Annotated in this window: 21 protein-coding genes; 8 read left to right on the top strand and 13 right to left on the bottom strand. The window is 55.8% G+C overall.

Annotated features, from left to right (window positions below; all coding sequences use genetic code 11):
* Positions 1–53: 53 nt before the first annotated feature.
* The 11 genes from AC2FJW_RS00610 to AC2FJW_RS00560 all read right to left on the bottom strand — a co-directional run bounded on the left by AC2FJW_RS00610 (position 54) and on the right by AC2FJW_RS00560 (position 10,929).
* A complete protein-coding gene (locus AC2FJW_RS00610) occupies positions 54–1,283 on the bottom strand; it encodes an acyl-CoA dehydrogenase (RefSeq protein WP_496748946.1) in 1,230 nt (409 codons plus the stop codon).
* Between the two features lie 121 nt (positions 1,284–1,404).
* Complete coding sequence (phoB, locus tag AC2FJW_RS00605) at positions 1,405–2,094, bottom strand: phosphate regulon transcriptional regulator PhoB (protein ID WP_142633798.1); 690 nt, start codon at positions 2,092–2,094, stop codon at positions 1,405–1,407.
* Positions 2,095–2,105: 11 nt separating this feature from the next.
* The gene (phoU, locus tag AC2FJW_RS00600) at positions 2,106–2,807 is read right to left on the bottom strand and encodes a phosphate signaling complex protein PhoU (protein ID WP_271947126.1); all 702 of its coding nucleotides are present in this window, start codon (positions 2,805–2,807) and stop codon (positions 2,106–2,108) included.
* Between the two features lie 16 nt (positions 2,808–2,823).
* A complete protein-coding gene (pstB, locus tag AC2FJW_RS00595) occupies positions 2,824–3,621 on the bottom strand; it encodes a phosphate ABC transporter ATP-binding protein PstB (RefSeq protein ID WP_142633794.1) in 798 nt (265 codons plus the stop codon).
* Between the two features lie 12 nt (positions 3,622–3,633).
* A complete protein-coding gene (gene pstA, locus AC2FJW_RS00590) occupies positions 3,634–4,995 on the bottom strand; it encodes a phosphate ABC transporter permease PstA (protein ID WP_496748945.1) in 1,362 nt (453 codons plus the stop codon).
* Positions 4,992–6,464: a phosphate ABC transporter permease subunit PstC gene (pstC, locus tag AC2FJW_RS00585; RefSeq protein ID WP_496688112.1), complete on the bottom strand. Its 1,473-nt coding sequence runs from the start codon at positions 6,462–6,464 to the stop codon at positions 4,992–4,994. Before pstC ends, pstA begins: the two co-directional genes overlap by 4 nt.
* A 78-nt stretch (positions 6,465–6,542) precedes the next feature.
* On the bottom strand, positions 6,543–7,583 hold the full coding sequence (locus AC2FJW_RS00580) for a substrate-binding domain-containing protein (RefSeq protein WP_142633790.1): 1,041 nt from the start codon (positions 7,581–7,583) through the stop codon (positions 6,543–6,545).
* Positions 7,584–7,778: 195 nt separating this feature from the next.
* The gene (locus AC2FJW_RS00575; protein WP_496748943.1) at positions 7,779–8,825 is read right to left on the bottom strand and encodes a sensor histidine kinase; all 1,047 of its coding nucleotides are present in this window, start codon (positions 8,823–8,825) and stop codon (positions 7,779–7,781) included.
* Between the two features lie 34 nt (positions 8,826–8,859).
* The gene (locus tag AC2FJW_RS00570; protein WP_496748942.1) at positions 8,860–9,384 is read right to left on the bottom strand and encodes a gamma carbonic anhydrase family protein; all 525 of its coding nucleotides are present in this window, start codon (positions 9,382–9,384) and stop codon (positions 8,860–8,862) included.
* The gene (gmk, locus tag AC2FJW_RS00565; RefSeq protein WP_496748940.1) at positions 9,381–10,022 is read right to left on the bottom strand and encodes a guanylate kinase; all 642 of its coding nucleotides are present in this window, start codon (positions 10,020–10,022) and stop codon (positions 9,381–9,383) included. The genes AC2FJW_RS00570 and gmk overlap by 4 nt, the downstream gene beginning before the upstream one ends.
* A gap of 16 nt (positions 10,023–10,038) precedes the next feature.
* Entirely contained in the window at positions 10,039–10,929 is an 891-nt protein-coding gene (locus AC2FJW_RS00560; RefSeq protein WP_496748939.1) for a YicC/YloC family endoribonuclease, read from the bottom strand.
* 243 nt (positions 10,930–11,172) lie between these two features.
* Here AC2FJW_RS00560 and AC2FJW_RS00555 point away from each other — a divergent pair, with 243 nt between their 5' ends.
* On the top strand, positions 11,173–11,847 hold the full coding sequence (locus tag AC2FJW_RS00555; protein WP_496748937.1) for a PAS domain-containing protein: 675 nt from the start codon (positions 11,173–11,175) through the stop codon (positions 11,845–11,847).
* A gap of 73 nt (positions 11,848–11,920) precedes the next feature.
* On the opposite strand, the gene AC2FJW_RS00550 is transcribed toward AC2FJW_RS00555, so the two are convergent.
* On the bottom strand, positions 11,921–13,291 hold the full coding sequence (locus AC2FJW_RS00550) for a class II 3-deoxy-7-phosphoheptulonate synthase (RefSeq protein ID WP_142633778.1): 1,371 nt from the start codon (positions 13,289–13,291) through the stop codon (positions 11,921–11,923).
* A gap of 169 nt (positions 13,292–13,460) precedes the next feature.
* Between AC2FJW_RS00550 and AC2FJW_RS00545 the strand changes: the two genes are divergently transcribed.
* Positions 13,461–14,465, top strand: a complete 1,005-nt coding sequence (locus AC2FJW_RS00545) for a GlxA family transcriptional regulator (RefSeq protein WP_496691228.1) — start codon at positions 13,461–13,463, stop codon at positions 14,463–14,465.
* On the opposite strand, the gene AC2FJW_RS00540 is transcribed toward AC2FJW_RS00545, so the two are convergent.
* Positions 14,462–15,559 (bottom strand): PQQ-dependent sugar dehydrogenase, encoded by a 1,098-nt coding sequence (locus AC2FJW_RS00540; RefSeq protein WP_496748936.1) that lies wholly within the window; start codon positions 15,557–15,559, stop codon positions 14,462–14,464. The two genes, AC2FJW_RS00545 and AC2FJW_RS00540, sit on opposite strands and share 4 nt — an antisense overlap.
* Before the next feature lie 153 nt (positions 15,560–15,712).
* Here AC2FJW_RS00540 and AC2FJW_RS00535 point away from each other — a divergent pair, with 153 nt between their 5' ends.
* The 6 genes from AC2FJW_RS00535 (at position 15,713) to AC2FJW_RS00510 (ending at position 21,418) form a co-directional block, all read left to right on the top strand.
* Positions 15,713–16,894: an ABC transporter substrate-binding protein gene (locus tag AC2FJW_RS00535; protein WP_142633772.1), complete on the top strand. Its 1,182-nt coding sequence runs from the start codon at positions 15,713–15,715 to the stop codon at positions 16,892–16,894.
* Positions 16,895–17,024: 130 nt separating this feature from the next.
* Entirely contained in the window at positions 17,025–17,813 is a 789-nt protein-coding gene (locus tag AC2FJW_RS00530; protein WP_271947144.1) for an ABC transporter ATP-binding protein, read from the top strand.
* The gene (locus AC2FJW_RS00525) at positions 17,810–18,640 is read left to right on the top strand and encodes an ABC transporter ATP-binding protein (protein ID WP_271947146.1); all 831 of its coding nucleotides are present in this window, start codon (positions 17,810–17,812) and stop codon (positions 18,638–18,640) included. The genes AC2FJW_RS00530 and AC2FJW_RS00525 overlap by 4 nt, the downstream gene beginning before the upstream one ends.
* A 2-nt stretch (positions 18,641–18,642) precedes the next feature.
* Positions 18,643–19,098, top strand: coding sequence for a hypothetical protein (locus AC2FJW_RS00520; RefSeq protein ID WP_496748934.1), 456 nt, complete (start codon positions 18,643–18,645; stop codon positions 19,096–19,098).
* A complete protein-coding gene (locus AC2FJW_RS00515) occupies positions 19,098–20,108 on the top strand; it encodes a branched-chain amino acid ABC transporter permease (RefSeq protein ID WP_282021241.1) in 1,011 nt (336 codons plus the stop codon). Before AC2FJW_RS00520 ends, AC2FJW_RS00515 begins: the two co-directional genes overlap by 1 nt.
* The gene (locus AC2FJW_RS00510) at positions 20,105–21,418 is read left to right on the top strand and encodes a branched-chain amino acid ABC transporter permease (protein ID WP_496708458.1); all 1,314 of its coding nucleotides are present in this window, start codon (positions 20,105–20,107) and stop codon (positions 21,416–21,418) included. The genes AC2FJW_RS00515 and AC2FJW_RS00510 overlap by 4 nt, the downstream gene beginning before the upstream one ends.
* The last annotated feature ends 21 nt before the right edge of the window (positions 21,419–21,439 follow it).

The following is a 21,439-nucleotide window of genomic DNA, read 5'->3' as shown; positions in this document are numbered from 1 at the left end:
CAAGCGCATTGGCATAATTTTAACATAATACCAATTACACGAATTCTAGAAACTTAGTAAAACGCCTGCAATCCCGTCTGTGCACGCCCCAGGATCAACGCGTGAACATCATGCGTCCCCTCGTACGTGTTGACCGTTTCTAGGTTCACCATATGTCGGATGACCTGAAACTCTAGCGAAATGCCGTTGCCGCCGTGCATGTCTCGCGCATGACGTGAAATATCCAGGGCTTTGCCGCAATTGTTGCGCTTAATGATCGAAATCATCTCGGGCGCGGCTTCGGCCTTGTCCATCAGTCGCCCGACACGCAGGCTTGCCTGAAGACCCAGAGCAATTTCTGTCTGCATATCCGCCAATTTGCGCTGGAAAAGCTGCGTCTGCGCCAATGGCTTGTCAAATTGTTTCCGGTCCAACCCATATTGGCGTGCCGCATGCCAACAGCTTTCGGCAGCGCCCATAACACCCCAGCTGATTCCGTAGCGTGCGCGGTTAAGACATCCAAACGGGCCTTTCAGGCCCTGAACATGAGGCAGCAAAGCATCCTCGGTGACTTCGACACCCTCCAGCACAATTTCACCGGTGATCGAGGCGCGTAGGCTCAGCTTGTTCTGGATTTTCGGCGCGCTCAGACCTTTGAGGCCTTTTTCAAGGACAAAACCACGGATCTTTCCGTCATGTGCATCAGATTTGGCCCAAACAACAAACACATCCGCAATCGGGGCGTTCGATATCCACATCTTGTTGCCAGATAGACGATATCCACCGTCGATCTTTTCCGCACGCGTTTTCATACATGCCGGATCAGAGCCCGCATCAGGTTCGGTCAGACCAAAACACCCGATCCATTCGCCGCTGGCCAGTTTCGGAAGGTATTTCCGGCGCTGCTCCTCGCTGCCATAGGCATAGATCGGATACATCACCAACGAGCTTTGTACAGACATCATCGAGCGATAGCCCGAATCCACGCGTTCCACTTCTCGGGCGACAAGGCCGTAAGAGACATATCCGCCCCCTAGCCCGCCGTATTCTTCCGGGATCGTAGTGCCCAGCAGACCCATTTCACCCATTTCACGAAAAATCTCGGGGTCAGTTTCTTCGTTCTGAAATGCTTCTGTCACCCGCGGCTGAAGCTTTTCCTGCGCATAGGCTTGCGCACTGGCCGCAATCATTCGTTCGTCTTCGTCTAGCTGGTCCGACAGGCGGAACGGATCATCCCAGGCGAACTGGCCCATGTCAGGCGCATCTTTGGCGCGTAATGTCGGCTTGGTGTCAGGGGCATTCATGGTGCGTCTCCGCTTTGTCAGCTTCGCGGCAAACTAACCCGTCGGCCCGCCAAAAAACAGTAAGAGTTTCGCATCCACCCTTGAGTAAAACTCATAGCTTGCAGCCACCTGCCCCACACGTTCAACCCAGCGCGTATCCCGCACCGCGAACAGTGCGAACCGGATCATCTCCACCATACTGCGTTAGTGCTTTGCGTAAGCGGCCGATATGAACGTCGACCGTTCGTGTATCGACATAAATATCCCGCCCCCAGACGCGATCCAATAGCTGTTCTCGGCTCCAGACGCGGCCCGGCTTTTCCATGAATGTGCTCAGCAAGCGAAATTCGGTTGGGCCAAGCTTTAGTGGTTTGCTGTCGCGGCTGACCTTATGAGTTTCAGAATCCAAAACGATGTCTGCGAATTCCAGCCTAATTCCTACAGTCGCAGGCCGGACACGCCGCAACTGGGTGCGTACCCGGGCCATAAGCTCGACAATCGAATAGGGTTTGACCACATAGTCATCAGCCCCGGTTTCCAGACCTCGTACTTTGTCGATTTCTTCCGACCGGGCCGACAGCATGATAATTGGGATCGACCGGGTGTCGGAGCGGGTTTTCAGCCGGCGGCAAACCTCGATCCCGCTAAGATTGGGCATCATCCAGTCCAGTACGATAATGTCCGGACTGTCTTCATCGACCAGCAACATGGCCTCTTCACCATTGGCTGCTTTGGATACGCGAAAGCCTTCTGCCTCGAGATTATAGGCCAGGACTTCGCGCTGAGCCGGCTCATCCTCGACAACCAGAACGGTCGGTTGATCAGCGGACATTCTCAAATCTCCTAGACGGATTGCGATGTAAAATCGGCTTTGGGACGCGCTTCTGTCGGGCGCTCTCCGGTCACCAGATAGACGACCTGCTCGGCAATGGCCGTCACATGATCGCCCATACGTTCTATATTCTTGGCGATGAAATGCAGGTGCATACAGGATGAGATGTTGCGCGGGTCTTCTGCCATGAAAGTCAGGAATTCTCGGAACAGACCATTATACATCTGGTCGACTTCCTCATCACGTTCGATAACATCCGCCGCCAGCTCAGCGTCGCGCTGGACATAGGCGTCCAAAGCGTCCCTGAGCATCCGCTCGACCTCACGTGCCATACGTCGCAAGGCGGCGGCACTGCCATTGATCTCACTGGTATTGACCAGGACGGTCGTGCGTTTGGCTATGTTCTTTGAATAGTCGCCGATGCGTTCCAGGTTGGCGGAAACCTTCAATACCGATAGGACCAGACGAAGATCGCTTGCTGTTGGCGCACGCAGCGCGATCAAACGCGCCGTTTCTTCATTGATCAGCTCTTCCAACGCATCAATGGCCTTGTCGCCCTGACGCACCTCTTGCGCGAGCTCGACATCGCGCGATTCAAGCGACCGTGCCGCGCTCATGATTGCGGCTTCGACGAGGCCGCCCATTTTCATGATATGCGCCTGAATGGCTTCCAGATCCCGGTCGAAGGCGGATGCGATATGTTGTTCTGTCATCTCTGAATACCTATGTTCAGCCGATACGGCCGGTGATGTAGCTTTCGGTGCGGGGATCTTCGGGGTTGGTGAAAATCTGTCCGGTTTCACCAAACTCGACAAGGTTGCCCAAATGGAAAAACGCGGTCTTCTGGCTGACGCGAGCGGCCTGCTGCATCGAGTGGGTAACGATCACCACCGAGTATCGCGACCGCAATTCGTCGATCAGTTCCTCGACCTGCGCAGTCGCAATCGGATCAAGGGCCGAGCACGGCTCGTCCATCAGCAGGACCTCAGGTTCCGTAGCCACCGCACGGGCGATGCACAAGCGCTGTTGCTGACCGCCGGACAGGCCGGTTCCAGGCGCATCAAGACGGTCTTTGACCTCATCCCAGATGGCGCCGCGGCGCAGTGATTTCTCAACAATCTCGTCCAGTTCAGCTTTGTTTCTGGCCAACCCGTGGATACGCGGGCCGTAGGCCACATTGTCATAGATCGACTTGGGAAACGGGTTCGGTTTCTGAAACACCATACCAACCTTGGCACGCAGCTGAACCGGGTCGACGCGTTTGTCATAGATATCTTCGCCATCCAGCAGGATATCGCCCTCGACACGGCAGATGTCGATCGTGTCGTTCATCCGGTTCAGGCAGCGCAGGAAGGTGGATTTTCCGCAACCCGAGGGACCAATAAAGGCGGTGACGGTCTTGTCTTCGATCCTGACGTCGACGTCTTTGATGGCGTGATTTTCACCGTAATAAACCTGAACCTTGTTCGCGGCGATCTTGATGTCTTTGGCGTCCACGGTTCTCTCCACTCGTGTCATATCGTTCATAATTGACCCCATTTACCAGCGGCGTTCAAAGCGACGGCGCAGGATGACTGCGATTGCATTCATTGTTACCAGGAAAAGCAGCAGGATAATGATGCCCCCCCATGCGCGTTCGTAAAAGGCCGGGTCGGCGCGCTTAGACCATTCGTAAATCTGTGCTGGCATGGCCGAGTTCGGAGACAGAAAACCGTCCACTATTCCATCCGGCGGGTTCGAGGCGATAAAGCCCACCATCCCGATCAGCAGCAACGGCGCAGTTTCACCAAGCGCCTGCGCCAGGCCAATTATAGTACCCGTCAGGATGCCAGATGCGGCCAGTGGCAGCACATGATGAAACACTGCCTGCATTTTCGAGGCCCCTACCCCCAACGCGGCGTCTCGGATCGACGGCGGCACCGCCTTGAGTGAAGCTCGGGTCGAAATGATAATTGTTGGCAGCGTCATCAGCGTCAGAACCAGACCACCCACCAGCGGGGCTGAGGTCGGCAGGTGCATATAGTTGATGAACACGGCAAGGCCCAGAATACCGAACACAATCGAAGGAACGGCCGCCAGATTCGAGATGTTCACCTCGATGATATCGGTAAACCGGTTCTGAGGCGCGAATTCTTCCAGATAGATCGAGGCGGCGACCCCGATCGGTAAGGCCAGTGCCAACACGACCAGCATCATGAACAGAGAACCCAGCATGGATACTCCGATCCCGGCAGCCTCGGGCCGCTGATCGGAGGCGTCCGCCCCGAAGATAAAGTCAGGGTTGAACGCCTTGTACAGCACACCAGCAGCACGCAACTGATCCACGAAGTCCAGCTGTGCGACAGAGATGCTTTTGTCATTTGCGATGGACTGGCGTGTCACACGGCCCTTCAGATAGCCATCAACGCGGCTGTTCACCAAAAAACGGAAGCTGACCGACTTTCCGATCTCATCAGGGTTCGAGATGACGTAATTACGCAGGTCCGCCTGTGCGGATTTGGAAAGGATTTGCCCCATCTCTTTGGGCGACAGATCGGACTGGATGCCCAGTTTCTGCACCTCAACCTCCAGTGCGGAGGCGATCAAAGGCGCGTATCCGAAGGTCGAAACCTTGCTGATATCCGCGATGTCACGGTTGCCCTTTTTGTCGAGCTTGTCTTCCTTCAGCTCAACCGTCAGCTCAAGAAAGCTTTGCTGAAAGGCGCCGGTACCGGAGGTGACGATATTGGTCACCAACACGATCAACATCACAAGACCGACACCAATGGCCGCGATCCCGTACATTTTGAACCGGGATTCGGCCGCATTGCGACGCTTGGTTCGCGTGTCCTGATTGAACAGCGAAGCCCCTTTGTGTTTAGCGGCAGGTGCTGCGTCTTGTTTTTGGGACATGTCAGTCATTCATACTGCTCCCGGTATTTGCGCACGATATAGAGGGCGAAGATGTTCAGCCCCAGCGTGATGATGAACAGGGTCAGACCCAGGGCAAAGGCCACAAGAGTCTCCGGGCTTGCGAAATCAGTATCCCCGGTCAGCTGGCTGACGATCCTAGTGGTGATTGTGGTCATGGCTTCGAAAGGGTTTCCCGAGAATTTGGCAATCGCACCGGCGGCCATCACGACAATCATGGTCTCACCGATTGCGCGGCTTGCGGCCAACAAGATTGCCCCTACGATCCCGGGCAAAGCTGCCGGCAGGACGACTTGCCTGACAGTTTCGGAATGCGTTGCGCCTAAGCCTAGCGATCCGTCTCGCATTGACTGGGGCACCGCGTTGATGATGTCGTCAGATAGTGACGACACGAATGGGATGAGCATGATGCCCATGACCAGACCCGCCGTGAGTACAGCGTTCGAACTGGCCATCCAACCAACGCCCAAGGCACCCCCCTGCCCGAACACAGATACCAGTGCCGGACCGACCGTCAGCAGCGCGAAAAGACCGTAAACGATGGTTGGGATACCGGCGAGGATTTCCAGCAAAGGCTTGGCCACAGACCTTGCCACGCTCGAGGCATATTCGGAAAGATAGATCGCAGCGTACAGCCCAATCGGAACCGCAACCAGCAACGCGATCAGAGAAATATACAAAGTCCCCCACAGCAGTGGGAGGATCGACAGTTCACTTCCGCCCCGGAAGTTCGGGGCCCAGGTGCTTCCAAAGAAAAAGTCTTTCCAAGAATGAAGTTCGAAGAAATTCATCGTTTCAAAAAACATGGACAGGACGATGCCAACTGTGGTCAGAACTGCGATCGAAGCGGCCAGCAGCAGCAGCGCCAGAATGCCTTGTTCGACAACATTTCGGGCGCGAAATTCTTTATGAGTGCGGATATAGGCAAATGAGGCCCCGATCAGCGTCACAACCAAAACCGCGATCTGCATCGCAATGGTTCCGCTTGCGCTCATCGAGCGATATTTCTGCGCCGCCAGCAGAATAGGTGCGGTTACCTCTTGCGTAATGATCTGACCAGCCCCTTTCAATCGAGCGGTCACATCGGCAAAATCCTCATGCGCGCTGCGGGCAAAATCTTCGGTCATGGTGCCTGCGGCGACAGCGCCATCCAGGCCGTTGGCAACTCGGCGCACCTCACTCATCAGCAAACCGCGGGTTGACCCCTCGGGGATTGCCGAATCCGGGAGCAATCCCGAGGCAGAGCTGCTTACGACCAAGGGCTGCACCAGCAACCAGGTGACCAGCAAAACGAACCCCGGTATCAGAGCCGTCAGCGCGACGTTGTAGCCGTAGTAGGAAGGAAGAGAGTGCAGATTGCGCAGGTTTCCGTCCGCGCTGGCCATCGCGCGGGACCGGCCCGCAAAATAGCCAAGAACAGCAATCGCCAGCAAAATGAGCAGCAGCCAGGTTAGTGCCATGAGAACTCCGTCAAGCGGCAGGAGTGGATTTAAGAAAACCGGGGCGTAGACACCGCCCCGGTTCAGTCGTGTGAAAGCTTAGGAACCGCCGCCCAAAGTGGTTTCGCTGGCTACGATTTCCTGAACCTTGACCAGCTCAGGGTCTGATACCAGACCGTATGCAGCCAGAGGACCATCGGGGCCTGCAACCTCATCAGCGACGAAGAACTCTGCATATTCTTTCAGCCCGGGGATAACGCCGATATGTGCTTTTTTCACATAGAAAAACAGCGGGCGCGATACCGGGTATTCGCCAGTTGCGATGGATTCGGTCGAAGGCACGATGCCTGCCATGGTCGCAACCTGCAGTTTGTCGGTGTTGTTTTCGTAGAACGCCAGACCAAAGACGCCGATGCCGTCTTTGTTGCTGTCGATACGCGCCAGGGTCTCGGTATAGTCACCGTCGATGTCGACCGAAACGCCATCGGTACGCAGAGCGATACAGGCTTTTTCAGCGGCCTTTTTGTCGTCGCCATTTGCAGCTTTGTAGACATCAAAGTCACCCAGATGCTCACAACCGGCCAGGATCACCTTGTCTTCGAACACTTCACGCGTGCCGTGCTTGGTGCCGGGGATAAAGGCTGCGATCGGCTGCGCTGGGAATGCAGGGTTCACGTCGGCCCAGGTCTTGTTGGGATTGTCGACCAGCTGGCCATCAACCACAATCTGAGCGGACAGCGCTTTGTACCAATCTTCCGGCGTGAACTCGAATGAGTTGCCGTTGATGTCGGATGCGAAAACGATGCCGTCATAGCCGATCTGAACTTCGATGATGTCGGTGACGCCGTTTTCGGCGCAGGCTTTGATCTCTTTTTCACGGATCTGGCGCGAAGCGTTCGCTACGTCGATGGTGTTTTCACCAACACCTTCACAGAACCGCTTGAGGCCGGCCGAAGATCCGCCCGATTCAACAACCGGGGTCTGGAAGTCAAAGTTTTCGCCAAAGGCTTCTGCAACGATCGAAGCATAGGGCAGAACGGTGGAAGAACCAGCAACCTGAACTTGATCACGCGCGGTGGCCGCAGTGGCCGAAACAGCAGCGATAGCCAGAACCGAAGCCGACAGTTTTACAAAGGACATTTCAGTCTCCTTGAGAAATATGTTTCTGGATCATCCTCATGATGATCTTGGCCGAACCTCTAAAAGTCGTGCGTAAGCCTTTTGTGACAAGTGTGTAACGGTTTCATGACACGTTTGGATTTTCAGCCGATACGCCACGGGACATATGCTGTGAAAGAAACAAAACAGATCCGACAACTGGTTTGATCCGAGCGATCAGCGCGGCAAAATCACTGTAAAAACAGTGCCTTTTCCAAGATCGCTTTCCACCCGCAATCTGCCGCGATGGCGGTTTAGAATATGTTTTACAATCGCAAGGCCTAACCCGGTTCCACCCAGTTGCCGTGACCTATGACTGTCCGCGCGATAGAATCGTTCGGTCAAACGCGATACATGCTTCGGGTCGATTCCAGGTCCCCTATCCACGATCTGAATGCGAACACCGGGACCGCGCATAGCAGTATCGTGATCCGAAGATTTGACGCGAACTTCTACCCGACCACCGCTGCCGCCGTATTTAATTCCGTTCTCGATCAGGTTGGTAAATACTTGGAGCAACTGGTCGCTGTCGCCAACTAGCACTATTTTGTCTTCGGGCGCATCCAGGCTCAGCACTACATCCGCGCCATCTGCCAATGGACGCAGAGAATTGAGGGTCGATTTAAGAAGTGCTGTCAGCTCAAGTTGTTCTTTCGGGCGAACCCGCTCTTCGCTTTCGACCCGGTTCAAAGACAGAAGATCGCCGACAAGCCGGTTCATGCGATTTGCCTCGTCGTTCATGATCTGAAGAAAACGATCCCGGGCAGCCTCGTCATCTCGGGCCGGACCGCGCAAAGTTTCAATAAAGCCCATTAATGCCGTCAGTGGGGTCCGCAATTCATGGCTGACATTCGCGACGAAATCACGTCGCATCTGATTTGCTTGCTCAACATGCGTAACGTCCTGAAATACAGCAAGCAACGCACCGCCGGATACTGCACCGACCCCATTCATATACCGGCACTGAACTTCGAAAGTTGTATCCTGGGCACCGTCATTGGACAGGTGCCGAGTGTTGGACGTTCCCTTCGTGCGCAGGCTTTGTTCAATCGCTTCAATAACCTGCGGCTGTCTGAGGATGGTCGCGAAATGCCGCTGCAGGATATTCTGGCCCAACAACGTCTTTGCTTCGGTATTGACCGCAATAATCCGTTCCGTCTGGTCAACCATCAGCGCGGGCATCGGGATGGCGGTTACAATTTCTTCAAGTTGGTCGTTGGTCATAAAGGGGCAGTTCTCTTAGCAACGCAGTTGGACGCTAGGATAGCTCTCGCATTGTATCGCGAAAATGACGCATGTTTTCTTGATAATGCAAGGCGCTGAAGGTCAGTTTCTGGGCGGTTGCAGCGTCGATCTCCCGCACCACTTTACCCGGTGATCCCATGACCAGAGAGTTATCCGGTATCTCTTTTCCTTCGGTCACCAAAGCCCCTGCCCCGATCAGACAGTTTTTGCCGATCTTGGCACCGTTCAACACGATGGCCCCCATTCCGATCAGGGTATTATCCCCGATCGTACAGCCATGCAGCATGACCTTATGCCCAATCGTGCAGTTCTTCCCGATGGTCAGAGGATACCCCGCATCAATATGCATGACGCAGTTTTCCTGAACATTGCTGCCTTCTCCAATCCGAATTTCTTCGTGATCAGCGCGAATCGTACAGCCGAACCAGACCGAGGCCCCCTGCTCGAGCACGACTTTGCCGATCAGATTGGCGTCTGGGGCGACCCATGTGTCTTCGTGGATTTCCGGTACATCAGAGCCAAGGGCATAGATGGTCATGACTGATCCTCGAATTCGTTTTGCAGCGTACGGACATGATCCTGAAGCTTGGGTTGCTGGATACGCCGAATTCGCTCGGCACTGACGATGGTTTTCAGCTTTTCTTCGGTCTCGTCCAGATCGTCATTGACCAGCACATAGTCGTAATATCCCCAATGACTGATCTCATCCCAGCTTTTGAGCATCCGCTTGGAAATAACCTCTTCACTGTCCTGACCGCGGCTTTCCAGTCGGCGGCGCAATTCGGGGATCGACGGTGGCAGGATGAAAATTGACAGGGCGTGTTTGCCCAGATCCGAGTTCCTAATCTGCACCTCGCCCTGCCAGTCGACATCAAACAGAACGTCCTTGCCGTCATTGATGGACTCGCGGACTGGCCCAGCCGGAGAGCCGTAGAAATTGCCAAATACATGGGCATGTTCCAGCATCTGTCCCTCGGACACCTGCTGTCGAAAGGTATCTTCGGTCAGGAAATAATACTCACGCCCATGTTCTTCCCCAGGCCGGGGCGCGCGTGTTGTGGCCGAAACCGAGAACTCCAGATCTGTGTCCCATTGCATCAGACGCTTGGCCAACGTGGATTTCCCTGCGCCCGAAGGCGAGGACAGAATGATTAATAGGCCGCGTCGATCCGCCATCAGGGCGCTCCTGTCATTATTCTACGTTCTGCACTTGCTCGCGCATCTGATCTATTACCGCCTTTAACTCAAGCCCAACCGATGTCAAATCGGCGCTTTGTGCCTTGGAACACAGCGTATTGGCCTCGCGATTGAACTCTTGCATCAGAAAATCAAGCTTGCGCCCCACGGCGGCATCCTGTGCAAGCAAATCGCGTGCGGCAGTGACATGGGCTTTCAGCCTGTCAATTTCTTCCGTTATATCCGACTTGACTGCGATCAGAGCCAGCTCCTGTGCAACCCGGTCCGGATCCGCGCCTTGCGCATTATCCATCACGCGCTGCAGGTTTTCTTGTAAGTTTTCAGCGATTTTATCCCGGCGCTCTTCAGCGAGCTTGGCGGCTTGCTCCGTAAGGCTTGAAACCTGCGATAGCTGCGCCTCCAGCACATCGGCCAGGGCCCGGCCTTCGGATTCACGCATCTTAATGAAATCGCTCAGCAAATCTTCTAACGCGTCGGTCAGATGTTTGACCAAGGGGGCCGGGTCATCCGCATCCCCACCGGTTTCCAACATGCCTTTGACAGCAATAAGCTCGGCCGCCGTCGACGGGGCCAGCGCTAGTCCCCGTTCTTCTGCCATCGTCTGCGTTCGCGCCAGAGCATCCAGAGCAGCGGCCATCGCAACTGGATTCAGCACGAGATCGGCTGTCGTTTCCTCGCGGCTCAGCTTGAGCGAAAGCGTCACATTCCCCCGGCCCAGGCTTTTCGAAATCCGTGAACGAAGCGCGGTTTCGAGCCCGGTGAGCCATTCAGGCACCCGCAGACGCATATCCAGCCCTTTGCCGTTTACGCTGCGCAACTCCCAGGTCCAGCTATGTGAACCATGTGTTCCCTTGCCCGAGGCAAATCCGGTCATGGATCTGATCATGCCTGTCTTCTCCGCTTTGCCCGCCCAGTGTTCTTGTCCGCACCTAATGCCATCCTCGTGTGCAGGGCAAGAGTTTGCTGAGAATGACAGCGTCGGACAGAGGTTAACCATTCATTAAAGAATTACTCCAAAATTGACTCAACCCGTGCCAATCTCGTCTAGGCAAGTACCGACAAGGCGCAAAAGCTCCCGGTATCTTGCATTTTATGAAAATGACGGTCGATTGCAGTTAGGGTGATGAAAATGAAGATCTTTTTCGGTAACGGTTCCGGGACTAAATTTGGAAAGATCGTCGCAATGGATCGTTTTGACAGTGGGCGCAGTCTATCGCCCATACGACAGGCCGAAGCGTACTGGACAGCCTTGCTGTCCGGCGATGGTGTTCCTATGCGATCTCAGATCGACCCGCGCGGGCTTGAGAATATCCTGCCTAACACCTTCATCCTTGAACGCATTGCACCCGGTCTGGCCCGGTTTCGTCTAGCCGGCAGTCACTTGAACACACTGGCGGGTATGGAGGTCCGGGGAATGCCGCTGACCGCTTTTTTCGAACCCAGCGCACGAACTCAGGTTACGGAAGTCCTTGAACAGGTTTTTTCCGGTCCTGCCATTGCTGAACTTGAATTGGCCTCGACCGGTGGGTTTGGGCGCACGGATCTTCAGGCGCGAATGATCCTTTTGCCGCTGAAAAGCGATTTGGGCGATGTCAGCCGTGTTCTTGGCGTCATGGTCAGTGACGGGGCGATTGGGGCAACCCCCCGGCGCTTTGATGTAAGCCATCACAAACTGCGTGCTGTGTCAGAAATACAGGCGCCTCAACAACCGGTTCAGCCTGTTGTCGAAGGATTTGCCGAAGAACAACAAGAGTTCAAACGTCCCGGATCTTACCTTCGATTGGTCGTATCACGGGATAAGTAACGAGTAACGCGTGTTGAATGTAAAGAAGGCGGGCCTATTAGACCCGCCTTTTTAAAACCGTCTGACCAAGTGGTTAGGAGGCTGCGCGTTTGCCGCGGTTCCGGCGCAGATCTGTCAGTTCTTCCGCAACAAGGAAGGCCAGTTCCAACGACTGCGACGCGTTCAAACGTGGATCGCAGGCAGTGTGGTAACGGTCTGACAGATCTTCTTCGGTAACAGCGCGTACACCTCCAGTGCATTCGGTCACGTCTAGCCCCGTCATCTCAAAATGCACACCGCCGGGGATCGTGCCCTCGGCCTGATGCACACCAAAGAAGTCGCGAACTTCGCGCAGCACGGAATCAAAGGGCCGGGTCTTATAGCCGGTGGCCGATTTGATCGTATTGCCGTGCATTGGGTCACAGACCCAGGTCACCTTGGCGCCCTCTTCCTTGACGGCTTTGACCAGACGCGGCAGATGCTCTCCCGCCTTGCCTGCACCAAACCGCGCGATCAGGGTCAGACGCCCTTCTTCGTTTTCCGGGTTCAGTTTGGCCATCAGAACTTTGAGGTCTTCGGCAGATGTCGTCGGACCGCATTTCAGACCGATCGGGTTCAGAACACCAGAACAGAATTCAACATGCGCGCCATCAGGCTGACGGGTGCGGTCGCCAATCCAGATCATGTGGCCGGACCCGGCCAACCAGTTGCCCGATGTAGAATCAAGACGGGTCAGCGCCTCTTCGTATTCAAGCAGCAGACCTTCGTGGCTGGTATAGAATTCAACCGACGAGAATTCATGCGTTGTGTCCGCGGTGATGCCCGCAGCCCCCATGAAATCAATCGAATCCTGAATTCGGTCAGCAATTTCAGAGTATTTCTGAACATCCTGGCCATCGGCAAAGCCGAGTGTCCACGAATGCACATGGCTCATATCGGCGAAACCACCGGTCGAAAAGGCGCGCAACAAGTTCAATGTTGCCGCTGCCTGCGTATAGGCTTGCAACATCTTGGACGGATTCGGAATCCGCGCCTCGGGCGTGAAATCCAGCTCGTTGATGATATCGCCGCGATAGCTGGGCAGCTCAATGCCATCCACCACCTCTGTCGGTGCGCTGCGCGGTTTGGCGAACTGTCCAGCCATACGGCCCACTTTGACCACCGGCACCTTTGCGCCATAGGTCAGAACCATGGCCATCTGCAGCATCACCTTAAAGGTGTCGCGGATCGCATCCGCGCTGAATTGTTCAAAGCTTTCAGCACAGTCGCCGCCCTGCAGCAGGAAAGCCTCACCCCGCCCCGCAGCACCAAGATGTTGCTTGAGCCGACGTGCCTCACCTGCAAACACCAGCGGCGGATACTGCGAAAGCTGAGCCTCGACTTTTGCCAGCGCGGCTGCGTCGGTATAGTCTGGCATCTGAACCCGGGGCTTGTTGCGCCAGTTCGTTTTTTGCCATTCGGTCATAGCTTTGATCTCCGCTGAAGTATTCAAGTCGCCTCTATACAAAAACGTTTGATGAGAGGCCATATACGATTTGGACCTCTTGACGTCGCAAACAAGCTTTGATCATGGTGGCGTTCAAATCTGTCGCCGGACGTAGGGTCAAACGGCGCCGAATCAAGGACACCTCGCCATGCAAGAGCAACGCCAAGTTGTCACGGTGGAAACCACTGCGGCCAGCCCTCGTCATTTCGTGTTTGTCCTGTTGGACAAATTCTCGCTGCTGTGTTTTGCCTCTGCGCTGGATAGCCTGCGCATCGCAAACCGCATGGCCGACAAAGAGCTTTACAGCTGGAGCCTGTCTGGCGAAGGCGGCGAGACGATCAAATGCTCCGCCGGGACCGAGTTCAAACTGGACGCTGATCTAGCCGAGCTGCAGCGCGATGACGTCGTGCTGATCTGTGGCGGTGTCGATGTTCAAGCCGCTACCACCAAGAAAATTCTGAACTGGGTCCGCCGCGAAGCACGTCGGGGATTGCGCATTGGTGGGCTGTGTACGGCAGCTTATACCTTGGCTAAGGCCGGTTTGCTGGATGGCAAGCGTGCGACAATTCACTGGGAAAACTCAGACAGTTTCACCGAAGAGTTTGATGAGGTCGAACTGACCAAATCCGTATTCCAAATTGACGGAAACCGGATGACAACAGCCGGTGGCACTTCCTCTATCGACCTGATGCTGAAAATCATCGCCGAGGATTTCGGGGAAGACCTTGCCAACGCGGTGGCCGATCAGTTGATCTATTCCTCGATCCGCACCGATCAGGACACACAGCGTCTGTCGACCCCAACACGGATTGGGGTGCGCCATCCCAAGCTGAGTCAGGTCATCCTGATGATGGAGAAAAACATCGAAGAGCCGATCTCGCCTTCGATTCTGGCCAAAGAGGTCGGCATGTCCACGCGGCAGCTAGAGCGTCTGTTTCGCCGTTACCTCAGCCGGTCGCCTAAACGCTATTATATGGAGCTGCGCCTGCATAAGGCCCGGAACCTGCTGATGCAGACCGACATGAGCGTGATCAACGTGGCGCTGGCATGCGGGTTTGCCTCGCCTAGCCATTTCTCGAAATGCTACCGGGCGCACTACAACACCACGCCCTATCGTGAGCGCGGTGCGCAAAGCGGGCGCTTGTCTGTTTAATCGCTGGGGGTCATGCGAAAGACAGCGCCCTGCCCGACGGAAATAAACCAGATTGATCCATCCGGTGCCTCGACAATGTCGCGGACGCGTTCCGTCTGAGGGCCCTTGATCTGCTCGACCTCAGTCAATGGAGTGCCTTCAAGCCGAGCAATGTAGTCGAATTTGAGCGACCCTACGAATAGATCACCCTTCCATTCGGGCCAAAGCTTGCCTGAATAAATCAAAAGGCCGGATGGGGCGATGGAAGGGTCCCAATAGAATTCAGGCTGCACCATCCCCGGTTTCGCCGTCCCCTCGCCGATTGTTTGCCCGGAATAGTGCTTGCCATAGGAAATCACCGGCCAGCCATAGTTCCGCCCCGGCCGGATTAGGTTCACTTCATCACCGCCCTTGGCTCCATGTTCCGATACCCATAGGCGCCCCCGTGCATCCAGCCCTGCACCTTGGGGATTCCGGTGGCCATAAGACAATATCTCAGGCTGAATTCCCGGTTGTCCGACAAATGGATTATCAGCCGGCACCGAGCCGTCCCGGTTCACACGGATCACCGAGCCGTTGTGACTCGATTGATCCTGTGCGGTCGGGCGATCACCACGATCGCCGATAGTGACAAGTAATGTCCCGTCCTTTGCCTCGACAATACGAGAGCCAAAATGACGCCCAGAATCCCAACCATTTTCAGCTTCGAAAATCGTGCGCAGATCGGTCAGCTCTGATCCGTCTTCGGACAGGCGCGCAATCGCAAGTGCAGTGCCTGCCCCCTTTGGTTGAGGCTTGGAATAGGTCAGGAAAACCTCACGGCTTTGCGAAAAATCCCTGGCAACGGTTACGTCCAGCAAACCGCCCTGCCCCTTTGCAACCACATTGGGAGTGCCTTTGACGCGAGCTATGTTTCCCTCCGACACGAACAGAAGATCACCGTCGCGCTCAGTTACCAGAAAGGACATGTCAGGCAGGATGCCGATTGCCCAGGGCGTATCGAGCCCCTTCACCATCGCCGTCACACGCGCCGATCCGGAGCTGGTAGTTAGCGATTCTGCCCCTGCCAACCCTGAAACAACAGAAAAGATGAAGATCAAAGCTAGTCTAAACATCTCGTTCTCCTTACCGAAAACACCGCGCCGGGCACATCTGAACAACTAGAACTGTGCGCCACAAAAACACGTTTGCGTTAGGACTTTTCTTTTTCGAACAGCTTGCCTAGGGTCGTGCCCAGAACGAATACGTTCACAACTGGGAGTAACCATATGAAAAAGCTGCTTACAGCAACTGCAGCAACCGCCCTTCTTTCGGGCGCAGCTATGGCCGAAGACGTCACATTGGGTGTTCTGTTCGGCTTTACCGGACCGATTGAATCGCTGGCACCCGCTATGGGTTCAGGCGCCGAGATGGCGATGGCCGAAGTCACCGAATCCGGCAAATTGCTGGATGGCTCTACCGTCACTGCATCGCGCGCTGATACCGGCTGTATCGACAACGGCCTGTCCACCTCGAACGGTGAACGCATGATTGCCGACGGCGTTGCCGGCATCATTGGCGGTGACTGCTCTGGCGTGACCGGAGCGATCCTGCAGAATGTCGCGATCCCGAACGGGATGGTCATGATCTCGCCCTCGGCCACCTCGCCCGGTCTGTCGACCATGGAGGATAACGGCCTGTTCTTCCGCACCGCCCCGTCGGATGCACGTGAAGGTCAGGTGATGGCAGATATCCTGAATGATCGCGGGATCACTTCAATCGCACTGACCTACACCAACAACGACTATGGCAAGGGTCTGGCAGACGCGATCCAGTCCTCGTTCGAGGCATCGGGCGGCGAAGTCACAATCGTGGCAGCGCATGAGGATGGCAAAGCGGACTACTCGGCCGAAGTTGGCGCGCTGGCCTCGGCCGGTGGCGACATTCTGGTTGTAGCCGGGTATCTCGATCAGGGCGGATTGGGCATCATTCAGTCGGCGCTGGACAGCGGTGCATTCGACACGTTCGGCTTGCCCGGCGGCATGATCGGTGACTCGCTGCCCGCAAATGTCGGCCCCGACCTGAACGGCTCGTTCGGTCAGATCGCCGGTTCAGGTGGTGAAGGTGCTGAAAAGTACTTTGCCATGGCCGAAGCCGCCGGTTTTGACGGATCGTCGCCCTATTCGCCTGAAAGCTATGACGCCGCAGCGCTGTTCATGCTGGCGATGCAGGCCGCTGGTTCGACCAACCCGGCCGACTACGGCAGCAAGATCCTAGATGTTGCCAACGCTCCAGGAGAGAAGATCTATCCGGGTGAGCTGGCCAAAGGTTTGGAACTGTTGGCCGCTGGTCAGGACATCGACTATGTCGGCGCGTCCGGCGTTGAGCTGATCGGCCCCGGCGAAAGCGCAGGTTCGTATCGCGAGATCGAAGTCACCGACGGCGAAAACAAGACCGTCAACTTCCGTTGATTTTGACCTGAGAAGACCTGAAAATAAGCAGCCCGGACCTTGTGTCCGGGCTGCTTCAGTGAAAAAAGACCGCACCTCTTCAATGAGGGTGTGAAAACAAGAACGCCGAAAACGGCGGCTAGGGGAAAAGATGATCGTCGTCGAGGACGTGCATAAGCATTTCGGCGGGTTTCATGCGGTGGATGGGGCATCGCTGGAAATCCAGAAGGGTTCGATCACCGGCCTGATTGGGCCGAACGGGGCCGGAAAGACAACTCTGTTCAACGTGATCGCGGGTGTGCTCCCGCCCACCTCTGGACGCGTGTTCATGGATGGCGAGGACATAACCGGCTTGCCACCACACGATCTGTTTCACAAAGGTCTGCTGCGCACTTTTCAGATCGCGCATGAGTTTTCCTCGATGAGTTGCCGAGAGAACCTGATGATGGTGCCCGGAGCGCAATCCGGGGAATCGCTGTGGAACACCTGGTTCGGCCGCAAACGCATCGCCAATGAAGAGCGCGCGTTAAAGGCCAAGGCCGATGAGGTGCTGGAGTTTCTTACCATCGAACATCTGGCCGATCACAAGGCCGGTCAGGTCTCGGGCGGGCAGAAAAAACTGCTGGAACTTGGCCGCACCATGATGGTCGACGCCAAGATCGTATTTCTGGACGAGGTCGGCGCGGGTGTGAACCGCACCCTGCTGATGACCATCGCCGACACAATCCTGCGCCTGAACAAGGAACGCGGCTATACGTTTGTAGTCATCGAACACGACATGGATTTCATCGGCAAAATCTGCGACCCGGTCATTTGTATGGCCGAGGGCAAGGTTCTGGCCCAGGGCACTCTGGACGAGATCAAAGCCAATGAGCATGTGATCGAAGCCTATCTGGGCACCGGCCTCAAGAACAAAGACAAGCTGGAGGCCGGGGCATGAGCGATAATCCTTATCAGGATGACCACGGCAACAAGGATGCCTCGATCACCAACACCCAAGGCATGGGCACGATGACGCCCGCACATCGCAAAAGCGGAAAGACGCACCGCGTCGAAGGTGGCCCATTCCTGATCGGCGACACCATGACCGGCGGCTATGGCAAGGGCCCGGATATCCTGCATGATTGCACGATTTCAGTCGATGCCGGTGAAATCGCTGTAATCGTTGGCCCCAACGGCGCCGGTAAATCCACTGCAATGAAGGCCGTGTTTGGGATGCTGGATGTCCGCGCGGGATCTGTGCGACTGGACGGAGAAGACATCACCAACCTGTCGCCCCAGGATCGGGTGATCAAGGGGATGGGCTTTGTTCCGCAGACCTCGAACATCTTCACTTCGATGACGGTCGAAGAAAACCTTGAGATGGGTGCCTTCATCCGTCGTGACGACTTTTCAGACACGATGGAACAGGTCTATGACCTCTTTCCCATTCTCCGTGACAAACGCAATCAAGCTGCCGGAGAGCTATCGGGTGGTCAGCGCCAACAGGTCGCCGTGGGCCGCGCCTTGATGACCCAGCCCAAAGTGCTGATGTTGGACGAACCCACCGCCGGTGTTTCACCCATCGTGATGGATGAGCTGTTCGACCGGATTATCGAGGTTTCCCGCACCGGACTGCCGATCCTGATGGTTGAGCAGAACGCTCGTCAGGCGTTGGAGATCGCCGACAAGGGATATGTGCTGGTTCAAGGGCGGAACGCCTATACCGGTACGGGCAAGGAATTGCTGGCCGATCCCGAAGTTCGTAAAAGCTTCTTGGGGGGGTGAGGATGAAAGTAACCTCCTTCAAATTGTTCATCACGTTCGCTCTTTCGATGAACCTAATGTGGCAAAGCCCTGCGCAAGCCGCCTCGTTTCCTAAGACCTACTGCGAAATGAGAATGTGTGAAGTTAGAGCGATGTGCATGGGTGCAGATTGTCCCGCCACGGACTGTCCAGAAGGAAGCTTTTGGCTGGAAATCTCAATGGACGACGGTGAACTACAAGTTTACGCGGTTCCGTCGACCAAGGACTCTAGAGTTCATTTCGGAGACTTTCAGGCTGACAGCAGACTCTCAAATGATCGCGCGATTGTGGTGAACAGTGTTATTGATAACACTCTGACCAATGCGGTCGTTGAATTGTGGACCGACGGCAAACCAATCGGCATCGCTATGACCATACAGAGGCTCCCTAATTCTCATTTTGTTGAAGTGGTAAACGGCTTCTGCGGAGAAGAAAACTAATGGACTTCCTCAACGCCCTTGTGGCGCTCTCCAACTTCGTTCTTGTTCCCGCAATCGCCTATGGCAGCCAGTTGGCGCTGGGCGCGTTGGGGGTGACGCTGATCTATGGCATCCTGCGGTTCTCAAACTTTGCCCATGGCGACACGATGGCCTTTGGCGCGATGATCGCGGTGCTGGTCACATGGGGTCTGCAGGCCGCCGGGGTCAGTTTCGGGCCGCTGCCGACCGCTCTGCTGGCCCTGCCCTTTGCCATTCTGGGCTGTATCGTTCTGGTTCTGATCACGGATCGGCTAGTTTACCGTTTCTACCGGGAACAAAAGGCCAAGCCGGTCATTCTGGTGATCGTCTCGATGGGCGTGATGTTCATCATGAACGGGCTGGTGCGGTTCATAATCGGGCCGGATGATCAAAGGTTCTCGGACGGCGAGCGGTTCATCGTTTCAGCGCGGGAATTCAAGGCAATGACCGGGCTGCGTGAGGGGTTGGCGATCAAGACCTCTCAGGGCATCACCGTGGTTGTGGCCGTTGTCGCCGTGGCACTTTTGTTCTGGTTTTTGAACAAAACCCGCACCGGCAAGTCGATGCGCGCTTATTCGGATAACGAGGATCTGGCGCTGCTGTCCGGCATCAACCCTGAACGTGTGGTGATGATCACTTGGATCCTTGTCGCGGCGCTGGCGACAACTGCGGGTGTGCTTTACGGGTTGGACAAGAGCTTTAAGCCCTTTGTCTATTTCCAGCTTCTGCTGCCGATCTTCGCTTCGGCCATCGTCGGCGGCCTCGGCAACCCGCTGGGCGCTATCGCGGGCGGGTTCATCATCGCGTTTTCCGAGGTGACGATCACCTATGCGTGGAAAAAGGTGCTGACCTATCTGGCACCGGAACATCTGGAGCCTTCGGGATTGGTCCAATTCCTATCCACCGATTACAAATTCGCGGTCAGCTTTGTTATCTTGCTTATCGTGCTTCTGTTTAAGCCCACAGGTCTGTTTAAGGGGAAAGCAGTATGACCGAGACTGTCAAAAATACGCTGCTTTTCGTGGTTGTTGGCGGCCTGATCCTGTTGACCGGATTCACGCAAAGCTGGAATTCGGCGATCCTGATCCTGAACATGGGGCTGATCTCGGCCATCATGGCGCTTGGGGTGAACTTGCAATGGGGCTTTGCCGGCTTGTTTAACGTTGGTGTTATGGGCTTTGTTGCGCTGGGCGGGCTGGCGGTTGTGCTGGTCTCAACCCCGCCGACACCCGGAGCGTGGTCATCCGGAGGATACGGGATCGTCCTTGCGTTGCTGTTGGGGGCTGCGACCGTCGTTGCGGCGGTTCTGGTGGCAACAAAAATACCGAGGGGCCGTGTACAGACGATTGCCATCGTCGCGATTCTGATCGCCGGGTTTTTCATTTACCGTGCGGTGTTTGACCCCAGCGTTGCTGGTGTCGAAGCCATTGACCCAGCCGTTGCGGGCAACCTTGGCGGGTTGAATCTGCCGGTTCTGTTGGCCTGGCCCGCGGGCGGCGTGTTGGCCGCCGGTGCTGCTTGGTTGATCGGCAAAACTGCCCTTGGCCTGCGCTCGGACTATCTGGCGATTGCGACGCTTGGGATTGCCGAAATCATCATCGCAATCATGAAAAACGAGGACTGGTTGGCCCGAGGTGTCAAGAATGTCTACGGCATCCCGCGCCCCTCGCCCGTGGTCGGCTATGAGGTTGAGCTGCAGCAGGATCCATCCTTCATTGCCCGTGCCGATTGGTTTGGGCTGGACCCTGTCATCGCCTCGACCCTGTCGGTCAAGCTGGGCTATTCCCTGCTGTTCATGGTTGTTCTTCTGATCCTGCTGTGGATGGCCCAGATGGCGCTGCGCAGCCCCTGGGGCCGCATGATGCGCGCCATCCGTGACAACGAGGTTGCAGCCGAGGCGATGGGTAAAGATGTCACCCGCCGCCATTTGCAAATCTTCGTTCTGGGCTCTGCCATCTGCGGTATCGCGGGCGCGATGATGACAACGCTGGACGGGCAGTTGACGCCGGGTACCTACAACCCTCTGCGCTTTACATTTCTGGTCTGGGTCATGGTGATCGTGGGCGGATCGGGCAACAACTTTGGTGCTGTGCTGGGCGCGTTCCTCATCTGGTTTCTGTGGGTCCAGGTCGAACCGATTGGGTTGTGGCTTATGAACCTGATCACGTCCGGAATGCCCGATGGCAGTGCGCTCAAGACGCATCTGATCGACAGCGCGGCCCATATGCGACTGTTCACGATGGGGTTGATTCTGCTGATTGTTCTTAGATTCAGCCCAAGAGGGTTGATCCCCGAGAAATAGGGCCACAGAACCTCCAATATA

It is taken from the genome of Ruegeria sp. CDSA020 (genome assembly GCF_059612345.1).
The sequence above is the reverse complement of the archived record's forward strand: the minus strand, read 5'-3'. Positions and strand labels throughout refer to the sequence as shown.